At 39.3% G+C, this 13,886-nt stretch carries 12 protein-coding genes; all 12 read right to left on the reverse strand.

All coding sequences use genetic code 11. The features are described from left to right. Nucleotides 1-61 precede the first annotated feature (61 nt). Nucleotides 62-1,111 carry a protease SohB gene (gene sohB / locus A6B41_RS10005; RefSeq protein ID WP_027073622.1) on the reverse strand — a complete coding sequence of 350 codons (1,050 nt, stop codon included), beginning with the start codon at nt 1,109-1,111 and terminating at the stop codon, nt 62-64. 26 nt (nt 1,112-1,137) lie between these two features. Then, on the reverse strand, nt 1,138-2,316 hold the full coding sequence (lpxB, locus tag A6B41_RS10010) for a lipid-A-disaccharide synthase (protein WP_027073621.1): 1,179 nt from the start codon (nt 2,314-2,316) through the stop codon (nt 1,138-1,140). A gap of 218 nt (nt 2,317-2,534) precedes the next feature. Then, nucleotides 2,535-4,649 (reverse strand): bifunctional GTP diphosphokinase/guanosine-3',5'-bis pyrophosphate 3'-pyrophosphohydrolase, encoded by a 2,115-nt coding sequence (spoT, locus tag A6B41_RS10015; RefSeq protein ID WP_027073620.1) that lies wholly within the window; start codon nt 4,647-4,649, stop codon nt 2,535-2,537. A gap of 108 nt (nt 4,650-4,757) precedes the next feature. Further along, nucleotides 4,758-5,036, reverse strand: a complete 279-nt coding sequence (rpoZ, locus tag A6B41_RS10020; protein ID WP_027073619.1) for a DNA-directed RNA polymerase subunit omega — start codon at nt 5,034-5,036, stop codon at nt 4,758-4,760. A 104-nt stretch (nt 5,037-5,140) separates the two neighbouring features. After that, on the reverse strand, nt 5,141-5,632 hold the full coding sequence (locus tag A6B41_RS10025) for a thioredoxin family protein (RefSeq protein WP_027073618.1): 492 nt from the start codon (nt 5,630-5,632) through the stop codon (nt 5,141-5,143). A gap of 9 nt (nt 5,633-5,641) precedes the next feature. Continuing rightward, entirely contained in the window at nt 5,642-6,658 is a 1,017-nt protein-coding gene (locus A6B41_RS10030) for a substrate-binding domain-containing protein (protein ID WP_032847171.1), read from the reverse strand. Nucleotides 6,659-6,698: 40 nt separating this feature from the next. Continuing rightward, nucleotides 6,699-8,129, reverse strand: coding sequence for a glycoside hydrolase family 32 protein (locus A6B41_RS10035; RefSeq protein ID WP_027073616.1), 1,431 nt, complete (start codon nt 8,127-8,129; stop codon nt 6,699-6,701). A gap of 83 nt (nt 8,130-8,212) precedes the next feature. Further along, nucleotides 8,213-9,136 (reverse strand): aminoimidazole riboside kinase, encoded by a 924-nt coding sequence (locus A6B41_RS10040; protein WP_027073615.1) that lies wholly within the window; start codon nt 9,134-9,136, stop codon nt 8,213-8,215. A gap of 192 nt (nt 9,137-9,328) precedes the next feature. Then, on the reverse strand, nt 9,329-10,756 hold the full coding sequence (gene miaB, locus A6B41_RS10045; RefSeq protein WP_027073614.1) for a tRNA (N6-isopentenyl adenosine(37)-C2)-methylthiotransferase MiaB: 1,428 nt from the start codon (nt 10,754-10,756) through the stop codon (nt 9,329-9,331). A 225-nt stretch (nt 10,757-10,981) separates the two neighbouring features. After that, nucleotides 10,982-11,482 (reverse strand): PTS glucose transporter subunit IIA, encoded by a 501-nt coding sequence (gene crr / locus A6B41_RS10050; protein ID WP_027073613.1) that lies wholly within the window; start codon nt 11,480-11,482, stop codon nt 10,982-10,984. Nucleotides 11,483-11,565: 83 nt separating this feature from the next. Further along, the gene (gene ptsI / locus A6B41_RS10055; RefSeq protein ID WP_027073612.1) at nt 11,566-13,287 is read right to left on the reverse strand and encodes a phosphoenolpyruvate-protein phosphotransferase PtsI; all 1,722 of its coding nucleotides are present in this window, start codon (nt 13,285-13,287) and stop codon (nt 11,566-11,568) included. Nucleotides 13,288-13,402: 115 nt separating this feature from the next. After that, nucleotides 13,403-13,660, reverse strand: a complete 258-nt coding sequence (ptsH, locus tag A6B41_RS10060) for a phosphocarrier protein Hpr (RefSeq protein WP_027073611.1) — start codon at nt 13,658-13,660, stop codon at nt 13,403-13,405. Nucleotides 13,661-13,886 lie beyond the last annotated feature (226 nt).

Consider the following 13,886-nt stretch of genomic DNA (forward strand, 5'->3'; position numbering starts at 1 on the left):
AAAAACTTCAAAAAATAAAGCAGCTTCTAATTCATTAGAAGCTGCCTTTTTGTATGCCACCTTACATCATAGTTGAGCGGCTTTTATTTAAAATCTTAGTTAATAAATTTTCCGCAGACTGTTCAAGTTGAGAGCCTAAACGCTGAGTCAGATTTTTCTTCTCTTTATATTTCAGCTCAATTACTTCTTTTTCATGAATTGCCTGCAAAATTAGATCATCACTAGTCGAAATTTCATCAACCAAATTCAGATCAATCGCCTGTTTACCAAACCAATGCTCTCCGGTTGCCACTTTCTCAATATCCAGTTGCGGGCGATGTTGAGCCACAAATTGCTTGAACAGTAAATGCGTTTCTTCTAATTCTTGTTGGAATTTTTGTTTCCCTCTTTCAGTATTTTCGCCTACTAAGGTCACGGTGCGTTTATATTCTCCAGCAGTCATCACATCCACATCGATATCGTGTTTTTTCAGGAAACGATGAATATTCGGCACTTGAGCCACCACACCGACAGAACCAATAACAGCAAAAGGCGCAGAAACAATTTTATTTGCCACACATGCCATCATATATCCCCCACTTGCCGCTATTTTATCCACCGCAGCAATTAAAGGAATATTACGCTCTCGCAAACGTTGTAATTGTGAAGCTGCTAATCCGTAACCATGCACAACGCCGCCCGGGCTTTCTAATTTCAGCAATACTTCATCTTTTTGCGGATTAGCAAGACTAATCACCGCATCAATCTCTCGGCGTAAAGCATTCACTCCATGAGCCATCATATCACCGTTAAAATTCAGCACAAACAAACGAGGCTTAGCTTCTATGCTTTCTCCCTCTTTTAATCGCTGTTTCTCGGCTTTTGCTTTTTCTTTTTCCGCCTTCTTAGCTTCTTTTTCTTTATGCTTAAGCTCAGCTTCACTTAAGAAAAAGTCGGAAAGAGATTTTTGCTGTTCTTTATATTTTTCAGTTAAATTAGTGATAGCAATCGTGCCGTTTTCAGTCTGTTTTTTAGACTCTAAAATCAGCATAATAACGACCGCAATAATGCCGAAGATTGTTAATAACTCTAATAAAAAAATCCCGTAATTAAGTAAAACTTCTTTCCACATAATATCTCCTATTTGCAAAAAATTCGTTAAAAATGACCGCTTGTTTTATCGTTTAATACATCGATTACAGCTTGTGCTGCTTGTTTATCGGCGTTACATTGAATTTGTTGATGTAACTCACCAAATCGCTGTTTTAAAAAGGCTTTCTGCGTTCGGCTCGCTTCATCATCCGCTAAAAAAGGACTTAAATGCAGAGCCAAATTCTCCGGATTACATTCTTCTTGAATTAACTCCGGTACTAATAACTCTTTTGCCAATAAATTTGGTAAAGAGATATAATCGGTCTTAACTAATTTTTTTGCCAGCCAATAAGTGAGTGGCTTCATCTTATATCCTACAACCATTGGCGATTTGCACAACATCGCCTCTAATGCGGCAGTGCCTGAAGCTAACAAAGTACATTCAGAAGCAATCATTGCCTGACGAGCCTTGCCTTGAAAAATATGTAACTCCAACTCCGGGGCCACTTGTGCTTTAATAGCTTTAAATTGCTCAATTCGCTTTTCATTGACCATCGGCACTAAAAATTGCAGATCCGGAAAACGCTGTTTTAAAATTTGAGCAGTCTTCAAGAAAGGCTCTGCCAGAAAACCAATTTCACTACCACGGCTTCCAGATAAGATTGCCATATAACGCTTGGACTCATCAATATTTAATAATGAACAAGCTTCGGCACGGCTGGGGTTGAGCGGGATAGCATCAGCCATAGTATGTCCGATAAAGCGACAGGGAACGTTAAATTTATCATAAAACGCTTTTTCAAACGGTAAGAACGCCAGCACCAAATGAGTTGCTCCGGCAATTTTAAACACTCGCTTTTGACGCCACGCCCATACCGATGGGCTTACATAATGAATGGTTTTAATACCGTTTGCTTTCAATTTTTCTTCAACCGTTAGATTAAAATCCGGCGCATCAATGCCAATAAAGACATCGGGCTTTAATTTGATCATCTCATCAATCACTTGCTGGCGACGTTTTAGCAAACGAGGAAGATGTTTTACCACTTCAGCCAAGCCCATAACGGAAAGCTCTTCCATATCAAATAGCGTTTCGCAGCCTGCATTCAACATTTGTGGTCCGGCCACCCCAACAAATCGTGCATTTGGATAATGTAACTTCAAGGCGTTAATTAAGCCGGCACCGAGAATATCTCCCGAAATTTCACCGGCAACCAAACCAATAATGGGTGATCTTTCTTTCATCTTTCTCTCTTCTAAAATAACGATTTAAATTCCAATATTATAACTAATTCTATTATATTGCTTCTATTTTTGCCTTAGCTCAATTTGGGGATTTGCAAAAATTTCCTCAAAATAGACCGCTTGTTATTTCAATATGTTCGGATAAAAAAATCTGCACCTTCATAAGCTAGAATTCAGCCTAACTTTTGGGGTGCAGTTTATTTTTTAAGTATCTATTTTTATTTACGGCTCGCTTTCACTACACCGCTTACGCTGACAAGCTTACGTAAAATAGCATCGAAATGCGTTTTATCCAGTACAGAAATCTGAATTCTCACCTGATAAACATTACCATCTCTTGCCTCACTGCTAATGCTGCCGATATTGCTATTCATTTTAGCAAGAGTTGAGGTAATGCCGGCAAGCACCCCCGGCTCATTAATGATATCCAGCACGATTTCCGCCTCAAACTTAATAGCATTCTCTTTTGCCACTTCCCATACAACCGGCAAATACTGACTTTGATTTGTCGCATAATCTTTTACATTTGAGCAATGTGTATTATGCACAACTAAACCTTTACCTGAACTAACATAGGCGATAATCTCATCACCCGGTACAGGTAAACAACATTTCGCAAAGCTAATTAAGCGGTTTTCCACCCCTTCAATTGCCAGTGGTTGATTGTTTTGCGGATCACCGTCGGTATCAATTAACAAAGGTTCGCCTAATAGACGCTGTGCAATGACGTTGCTCATTTGGTTACCTAAACCAATTTCTGCCAATAAATCCTCGAAAGTCGACAAGCGTAGTTCATCTAATACTGTTTGAATAACCTCTGGTTGTAAATCATCCAAAGAGCATAAATTCATTGCTCGTATTAACTGGCGGCGGCCCAGTGCGATGGCTTCATCATGTTGCTGATTCTTCAATGCTTGACGAATCTTAGCCCTTGCCTTACCACTTACGACAAAATTAAGCCAAGAAGCATTCGGACGTTTACCTTGTTCGGTAATAATCTCAATAGTTTGCCCTGTGCGAAGCGGTTCTGAAAGCGGGTATGGATTACGATCGACAATTGCCGCTACACAGCGATCGCCAATTCCTGAGTGAACTGCATAAGCAAAATCAATTGCAGTAGCATTTGCCGGTAGCTCAACAATACGTCCTTTTGGTGTGAATACATAAATATCATCAGAGAATAGATCTGACTTCACACTTTCAATAAACTCTACGGAGTTACCTGCACTGTTTTGTAACTCCACAATACTTTGCAACCATTGCTGTGCTTTAACTTGCACTGTGGTGTTATGATGTGCCTCACCTTCTTTATAACGCCAGTGTGCAGCCACTCCCATATCCGCCATTTTATCCATATCTTCAGTACGAATTTGCACCTCAACAGGCACGCCGTGTGGGCCAATCATCGACGTGTGCAATGACTGATATCCGTTCGGTTTCGGCACGGCAATATAATCCTTAACCCGTTTTGGGCGTGGCTTATAAAGGGCGTGCATTTGTCCTAAAACACGGTAGCAGTTATCAATATTCCCTACCACTACTCGGAAAGCATAAATATCTAAAATTGAATGGAAATGCTGATCTTTCTGCCGCATTTTTTGATAAATCGAATAGAGATGCTTTTCACGCCCATAAACACGAGCCTCAATGCTCACGTCTTCTAAACGCTCTTTAATTTCATCGGAAATGCGCTGAATCAATTCTTTACGATGACCTCTGGCATTGGCAATTGCCATTTTTAATACGCGATAACGCTGTGGATGCATTGCCTCAAAGCCGAGATCTTCTAATTCATTTTTAATATGTTCAATCCCTAAACGATGGGCAAGAGGGCTATAAATTTCCAACGTTTCTTTAGCAATGCGACGGCGTTTATCCGGACGCAATGCTCCTAAGGTACGCATATTATGTGTACGGTCGGCAAGTTTGATTAATACCACACGAATATCTTTGGTCATCGCCAAAATCATTTTACGGAAATTAGCAACCTCAGCTTCTTGGCGGGTGCGGAATTTCAATTTATCTAACTTAGAGACTCCTTGCACGATATCTGCCACACTCTGACCAAATTCTGCAGCAAGTTCTTCTTCTGTATAAGGCGTATCTTCAATTACATCGTGCAATAATGCTGCTATCACTGCTTCATGATCTAATTTCATCTCAGCAATAATTGATGCCACCGCAACCGGGTGCGTAATATAAGGCTCACCACTTGAGCGTGTTTGCCCTTCATGTGCATCACGGGCAATCACATAAGCTCGTTTTACACGTTCAATTTGCTCAGGCGGTAAGTAGCCCTGAATAATTCGATCTAAAGGTTCAAAAAGATACACGGTATACCTCAATACAGAAACAAAAATGGACAATGAATTTGCAAATTTTTAGGAAAATCCTACCGCTTGCAGACCCAATTGTCCATTCTCTATAAATTAAAAAATCAGTTACTCATTCGTCATTTCGGTTAAAAATGAAATCGCTTCTTGCTCAGCGGCTTCTTGCTGAATAGAATCATGATTTTCAAGTTGGTCCATAATAGCAGTTGTAATTAAACCTTCTTCAATCTCACGCAATGCAATCACGGTTGGTTTATCATTTTCTTCAGGCACAAGTGGCTCACGTGTGTGAAGTTGTAATTGTCTTGCGCGACGTGCGGCGATTAAGATTAAATCGAAACGGTTGCCAATTTTCTCTGCTGCTTCTTGTACTGTTACACGAGCCATAGTTTACTCCAAAGATATATACGTTTTTTTATTTATAAAAAAGATTGCAGATTATACAGAAATTAAGCAAATTCCGCAATTAAGTTGCGGGGATTTGTGCAAATTTATTTGGTGAATATCGAGAGTAACTCTGCTTCTACCTCTTTTCCAAATTTTCCGCGGCGAAAATCAGCGATCAGTTCTTCAGCCGATTCAGGCGCTTCCTGCAGTTTTTCTTTTAGAAATTGGGGAAATTCGGAAAGCACTAATTCCGTTTTGCCATCACGAAGATCAAAAATACTTGGAATTTTTTGAGCAGAAATAACCGCTTGATGCTGGGCTTCGCTGTCAAAATATTGGCGTTCTTGACTCTGTTTTTGGGAAATATATTTCACCTTGATATTCGGATTCAGCTTTGCCATACGTTGAAAATAAGCCACCACTTCTACACAATCAGGGCAATGGGGTTCTGCCATAATTAACCAATCACCTTGCACAGTAAGGGCTTGCATTTTCTGTTCAGTTTCTGATTCAAGCTTTACATCAACATAAACTTCTAATTGGTTCTCTCGGTCTTCATCACTGTTAAATTCTAAATATTCGTAAAAATGTGCCATAACTTTCCTTTAAATTGATTTTCGCCATAAAATTTCACAATCTACCTTTACACTTTCTACTTTTTTGCCGGCTAATTTTTGTTGAATCAATAAAAAGGCATGCTGTGCAATTTTGTCATGATCTTGCTGGATAGAATGAATGTGAAACGGTAGTGCATTTAATAAATGATGATCATCAAAAGTTGCTAAATGTAACTCTTGCGTAATTAATTTATCTATCTGTTTATGTTCGGTTAAATAACGCATCACCCCTTCTAGTAGAGTAAAAGATGCTGTAAAAACTGCCTCCGGTAATCTACCTAATTTTTCAACCATTTGCGCAAACATTTGATAACCGGATTCAGGCTGGTAATCTTTATGCAAAATCCAATCTTCTTCTATCGCCAAATGAGATTGGGTTAATCCTTCAAGAAAACCTTTGAGACGGTTCTGACTCGGGGAAAGCGACAATTGCCCACCTAAATAAAAAAACTCTTTAGGTTGATAAGCTCTGACAATATTTTCAACCAACATACTGATACTCTCAGTATCATTGCTGGTAATAGAAGGGATATTCAGCTCCGAGATATAGCGGTCTAAGTGCAACATAGGTGCATATTGCACCACATTGTGATAGTAAGTCGGGTCGTTATGAGTAGGAGCGGTTAGTAACACATCCACCCGTCTATCCAGTAACTGCTCTATCGCTTTTTTCTCCTGTTCCGGATTATCATCCGAGCAAGCGATGACAAGCTGTAACCCGTTATCACGGCATAAACGCTCTAAAGATTTTGCAGTTAAAGCAAAGCCATAGTTGGTAAAATCAGGAATGACCAGCCCGATAACATTGGTCCGCTTCGCTTGTAAAGCTTTGGCATAGACATTAGCTCGATAGCCGTATTTTTTTGCAATATTTTTGACTTTCTGGCAAGTCTCGGGCTTTATTCTAAAATCATCACCACGCTCGTTTAAAATTATGCTAGCCGTTGTTTTTGACACTCCGCTTAATTTCGCAATATCGCTTAGCGTTAAGCGTTTTTTATCCACACTTATCTCCTTCTATATCGGAGGCAGTTCTGCCTCCTTTTTATTCTACGCTAATTGCAGCAATATTTGCTAATTTTGCCCGAACTAAACGTGAAGCTTTGATGATATTTTTACGATTGGCAATAAAAAAGCGTGAAGTAAGCACTTTTTCACCACCATTGAGGAAAATTTCCACAATGGAGCGATCAAAGAAAATCTCAATTGTCTCTAATTTCTCTAACTTACAATGACGAACCGAACCAAACTTTTCCATTAATTCCGTTTGCTCGCTTTGGCTGCGATCTAAACTAAATACGCCGTTTTCAAAACGCATCGTCAGCTGCTGCCCTTTGTCATTGGTAAAGAAATCTAATACAAGCGGTTGATTTTCCACAGAAATTTGCAAATAGGCAGTATCCAAATTCAAACTTGCAAAGTTTTCTGAAATTTCGACCGCTTGTAAATCATTTAAGTGTACGATCGGCTGCTGCACTACTTTGCCATTTTTAAGAGATAACTTGCGAGGTAAAGTTAACATAGAATGCCATTGAAAACGGTCGGTCGGATAAGTTAAATCCGGCAAACCTACCCAGCCAAACATAATGCGATCGCTGTTTTCTACCGTTTGCGGGGCATAGAAATCAAAGCCATAGTCAAGCTCTTCGATATGCTCTGCAGCCAAACTGTTGCCCTCTAATTTACCTAGAGCATAAGTAGCGTGGTAATTATTTTGGAATTGGTGACTTTCACGCAATTTCCCTTGAGGTGACCAGACAAACAGATCTTTTTCATCAAGACGGAATAAATCGGGACATTCCCACATAAACACGTGACTGTTATCGAAATCTTGCACCGCCAACTCGCCAATTAAACGTGGTGTATCCTCTAAATTATCCATCTCATAAATCAACGCTGTACCGGTGAGATTGTCACGCTGCGCACCTAGTACAAAACGAATTTTGCCATCACAGGTAATGTAAGGTTTCGGATCACGAACGTGTTCGGTATATCCTTGCGGAGGCTGGTTAATAATGCAACGTTTTTCCAACAGTTTTCCTGATTTATCAAAAATCGCAATATTTTGGTGTGGAACCCGTGCATTATCAGACGGGCGACGAGTATTGCCTGTGTAAAACGCAGCAATCTTATCTTGCCATAAAATCGCTCCACCCGAATAACAGCCGTGCGATTCAAACAGTTCATCGGGAATCAACACTTCACCTTTTTCAAAAGTTTGGAAATCTTTGGTCATAAAATGCAGCCAATGCTTCATGCCATGCAATGCACCATAAGGGAACCATTGGGCAAAAATATGGTATTTTTCGCCGTCAAAAATTAAACCATTAGGATCGTTAAACAGCCCGGTTTCAGGCGCGAGATGATAGGTTGGATAGAAATCAGCATCAGAAAGTACTGTTTGACGAATAGTGTTTAATTCACCCTCGCTTTGGGCGTGTAGGCTTTTGTATTTACCGTTATTGAAAATGTGCATAGGGGTTCCTGTGTGATTACCTTCTCGTTTACTTAGGGGAGTATTGCAATACCTCCCTACAAAGGGAGACTGTCGTTAAAAGACTACTCCGCCAAAAACGCCTCTAGCTGAGCTTTATTCGGCAGTGCCGACATCGCCCCTTTGGCAGTGGTGGCTAAGGCACCGGAAGCATTAGCTTTACGGATCACTTCAACTAGTACTTTCTCATCTCTCCAATCTTGATTCTGTGCAAGACCGGCTAGTAAGCCACTGACAAAAGCATCTCCGGCACCGGTAGTATCCACAGGTTTCAACGCTTTACCGGCAACATGTTTGCTATTACCGTTTAAGTGATAAATCGCGCCATCCTTGCCTAAAGTGATGATAATTAATTTTTCCGGATATTGTGCAGTAATTTTCTGAACCGCTTGCTCAAGGGTTTCGGTATCAGTCAGGAGTGTTAATTCTTCTTCGGAGAATTTCAGAATATCCGCCATCGCGACGACAGAATTGACCACTGTTTTCATCTCATCAAGACTTTTCCAAAGTGATTCACGTAAATTTGGATCGAAGGAAACAAATCCATTAGCATTTTTCACGCGGCGAATGGCTTCAATCGTGGTAGAGCGTGAGGGATTGTTGAGCAATGCAATGGAGCAACAGTGCAAAAAATCCCCTTGCTGAAATTCAGGTAAATCTTCTACTTGCAAAAATTGGTCGGCACTTGGGTTTACCATAAAAGTAAAGCTACGCTCACCATTATCTAAGCCAACTACCACGGTGGATGTACGCTGCTCATTGTCTAAAATCATATTGTCGGTTGAGACCTTTTCCGAAGCCAAAACATCCCGCATGAAGTGACCAAGCGGATCGTTTCCTACTCTACCAATAAAGCCTGCCTTAACGTCTAAACGGGAAACGCCCACTGCTACATTAGCGGGAGCACCTCCGGCACATTTTAAATAGTGATTTTCGCCATCCGGAATTAAATCAACAACTGCATCACCGGTTACCCAAATTTTGCTCATAATTTTATCTCTTTTAATTTATTCAACCATTAGCTAAAACGATTTAGCCATTACCATTATACTAACCGATTCTCCCTCTGAGTGAAATACAGATTATGACAAAAATTATTCATTTTTTTACGGATTAATTTACCTATTTTCCTAACAAAATGACCGCTTGCATTACACAAGCGGTCATTTTTAGGAAATTTTTTACAAATTCACCACGTACTTACCTACACCTAAATCATCTTCTTTACGTGTACGGGCAATAACACTTTCAGCTGATTCAACAACACGTAAGCCCATTTCCGCTTCGGTGCGAATTACCTCACCACGTAGTGAGTTAGTGTAAACATCGGTAATTTTCACATCTACAAATTTACCAATCATATCCGGGGTGCCGACAAAATTCACCACACGATTGGTTTCAGTTCTACCGGTAAGCTCCATTAAATCTTTTTTCGATGGACCTTCTACCAAAATACGCTGCTCTGTTCCTAACATCGCTCGGCTAAACTGCATAGCTTGGTGGTTAATACGTTGCTGTAAACGTGCTAAACGCTCTTTTTTCTCATCATCTGAAACATCATCTGGCAAGTCTGCAGCAGGCGTACCAGGGCGAGCAGAATAAATAAAGCTAAAGCTCATATCAAAGTTAACTTGCTCAATGATTTTCATTGTCTGCTCAAAATCTTCCGCTGTTTCGCCCGGGAAGCCAACGATAAAGTCTGAGCTGATTTGAATTTCAGGTCGAACTTCACGCAATTTACGGATAATCGCTTTATACTCTAATGCAGTGTGATTACGTTTCATCATCGTCAGTACTCGGTCTGAACCACTTTGAATCGGTAAGTGTAAGAAACTGACTAATTCAGGCGTATCACGGTAAACCTCGATAATATCATCACTAAATTCAATTGGGTGGCTGGTGGTATAACGCAAGCGGTCAATACCATCAATCGCTGCAACTAAACGCAGTAATTCTGCAAAAGTACAAATACCACCATCGAAAGTCTCACCTCGATAAGCATTTACGTTTTGACCGAGTAAATTTACTTCACGCACGCCTTGAGCTGCTAATTGGGCAATTTCAAATAATACATCGTCAACCGGACGAGACACTTCTTCACCACGTGTGTAAGGCACAACACAGAATGAGCAATATTTGTTACAGCCTTCCATAATCGACACAAAGGCAGTTGGGCCCTCAGCTTTTGGCTCTGGCAAACGGTCAAATTTTTCGATTTCCGGGAAAGAAATATCCACAATTGAGCTTTTACCACCACGAATTTGGTTAATCATCTCAGGCAAACGGTGCAAAGTTTGTGGCCCGAATACAATATCAACATAAGGTGCGCGATCACGAATATGCTCCCCCTCTTGAGAAGCCACACATCCGCCAACACCAATAATCAGATTAGGCTTGGTTTTCTTCCAGTTTTTCCAACGTCCCAGCTGTGAAAACACTTTTTCCTGCGCTTTTTCACGAATCGAGCAAGTGTTTAAAAGTAAAACATCTGCATCTTCCGGATTTTCAGTCAGTTCAAAACCGTGAGTAGAATTGAGGAGATCCGCCATTTTAGACGAGTCATACTCGTTCATTTGGCAGCCCCAAGTAGTAATATGTAATTTAGCCATAGTCTTAAAAAATAATAAATATATCAGTAAATTAGAAAAGAAAAGCGTAAAGCAATTTACTATTTTAAATTAAAACATAAACTCTTTACGCAAAATTGTGAGGTATTTTACATTGTTGCCTATTTTTTATCTAGAAATAATCTTCATAAATCTGATATTACTTAAAAAGGATACAAACAAAAAAGCCACGATATTGAATATCGTGGCTTAATACATAGCGTTTTACTACTTAGTCAATGTTAACACAACACTTTCGCCTGCAACAACTTGACCGTTGTTCTTAGCCAGGTTGGTAATTTCATCCATATTAGAAATTACGATTGGTGTTAATACAGATTTTGCTTTACCTTCAAGCAATTCTAAATCAAATTTGATGACCGGGTCACCCACTTTTACTGTTTGACCTTCTTGAGCAACACGAGAGAAGCCTTCACCTTTTAATTCAACTGTATCAATACCGAAGTGTACAAATAATTCTACGCCATCTTCTGATTCAATTGAGAATGCGTGGTTTGTTTCAAAAATCTTACCAATAGTACCATTTACAGGTGCAACAATAGTATCACCTGAAGGACGAATGGCTACACCATCACCTACGATTTTTTCAGAAAAAACCACATCAGGCACATCTTCAATATTTACAATTTCACCGCTTAATGGTGAATAAATTTGAATGTTTTTACCTGCTTTTTGTTTTGAGCCAAATAATTTATCAAATAAACCCATCTTAAAATCTCCTCAGATATTAGATACAGAATCCCCATATATTTTATACGAGAATTCCGCTTTTGTATGCTAAATAATTAAAATTAGTTTAATTTTTGATAAAAATCGTTTACTAAACGCTCAATATCTGCTGAGGTCGGTTGAGCTAACGCCTCGTCGGCTAATGCCTTAGCATCAGCAAAATTAATCGAACGAATCAATTTTTTCACATGAGGGACAGAAATACCGCTCATACTAAACTCGTCTAAGCCCATACCAAGTAATAATGCTGTTGCACGCACATCACCTGCTAACTCACCACACATACCGGTCCATTTGCCTTCAGCATGTGAAGCATCGATAACTTGTTTGATTAAATTTAATACTGATGGGCTTAACGGATTATATAAGTGAGCAATAATTTCATTACCACGATCAACCGCTAAAGTGTACTGAGTTAAGTCATTTGTGCCGATACTAAAGAAATCAACCTCTTTTGCTAGATGACGCGCATTCACCGCAGCAGATGGTGTTTCTACCATAATACCAAGTTTCAGATCTTCATCAAAAGCATAGCCTTCAGCACGTAATTGATCTTTTAATTCCGCTACAATTGATTTTAATAAACGGATTTCTTCAACCGAAATAATCATCGGGAACATAACGGCTAAATTACCAAACGCAGAAGCACGTAATACCGCACGCAATTGTGTATCTAGAATTTCACGACGAGTGAAACCGATACGTACCGCACGCCAACCTAAGAACGGGTTCATTTCTTTTGGTAAATCCAAGTATGGTAACTCTTTATCACCACCGATATCCATCGTGCGAAGAATCACTAAATTATTGCCCATCGCTTCTACAATTTCTTTATAGGCTTGGAACTGTTCCTCTTCGCCGGGTAATTGAGCACGATCCATAAATAAGAATTCAGTACGGTATAAACCAACGGCTTCGCCACCATTACGTAGAACACCCTCAATATCACGAATTGTCCCGATATTACCTGCCACATCCACTTTGTGTCCGTCTAAAGTTTGTGCCGGAAGCTCTTTCAATTTGGCAAGTTCTGCTTTTTCTGCACTCAGTTTCTCTTGTAATACTTTAAATTCAGTAATTTCTGCTTCTGAAGGGTTTAAATGCACTTCATTGTTTACTGCATCTAAAATAAGCAGATCACCTGTTTTGACTAATGAGGTAACATTATTTGTACCAAAAATTGCAGGAAGCTCTAATGAACGAGCCATAATAGAAGTGTGAGAAGTGCGGCCACCAATATCGGTTACAAAGCCTAATACTTTATCTAAATTTAATTGTGCCGTTTCGGAAGGAGTTAAATCGTAAGCAACTAAAATGACTTCATCTTGAATATCGCCTAAATCAACAATGTGCATATTCAAGATATTACGTACTAAACGATTTCCAATATCACGAATATCGCCCGCACGTTCTTTTAAATATTCATCATCAATTTCAGCTAGCATTGACGCTTGCATTTCAATCACTTTACTTGCAGCAACATCAGCAGTGACTAAGTTCTCAGCAAGGTAACTTAAAATTTCTTCTTCAAGCTCCTCATCTTCTAAGATCATCAAATGACCTTCGAAAATAGCTTCTTTTTCTTCACCCAACGTACGACGTGCTTTTTCTTTAATGGCAGTTAATTGAGTTGCGGCTTTTGTACGCCCTTCAAAGAATTTTGCTTTTTCAGTTTCAATTTCACTTTCGGTAATTTTACGAGTGTTAAGTACAATCGGCTCTTCTTTTAGAACTAAAGCCTTACCAAATACTGCACCTGGGGAGGCTGCGATACCTGTAATCATAATTGTGTCCTTATTTGAGACGGCTTAAAACCATCTGGATGTTGCATAGCAAAAACTTTATCGCGGTAGTAATCCACGATAAAGTTACATAAATCTTAATCCGAGACTAGAAAAATTATTCTAAGGTAGGAATCAAATCTACTAAGAAATCAACTGCTTTTTGCTCATCTTCGCCATCAGCAGAAATTGTGATTGTTGTTCCTTGAGTTAAACCTAATGTTTGTAGTTTGAATAAACTTTTTGCACTGGCACTTTTACCGCCAGAGGTAACCGTAATTTCAGAAGTAAAACCTTTAGCTGCCTTAACAAACTCAGCCGCAGGGCGAGTGTGTAAACCATTAGGAGCTGTAATTACAACGTCTTTTGAGTACATAAAATATTCCTCTTAATATTGAAAGTTAAAAAAATTTAGGTTTATCAAACCAATTTGGAATTTAATGTTCGCAACTTTACTACAAATTAAAACTAAAAACATCTTAAAAAGTACAAAAACTTGTCGGTTCAGTATCATCAAAAGAATGTTTTTTAAGCTAAATTAAAAAAAATTTGCCAAATATCAAGATTCTAGCATACAGTCTGAAGTAAATGTTACAATAATT

This window comes from Mannheimia granulomatis (assembly GCF_013377255.1).
In the GTDB taxonomy this organism is placed as follows: domain Bacteria; phylum Pseudomonadota; class Gammaproteobacteria; order Enterobacterales; family Pasteurellaceae; genus Mannheimia; species Mannheimia granulomatis.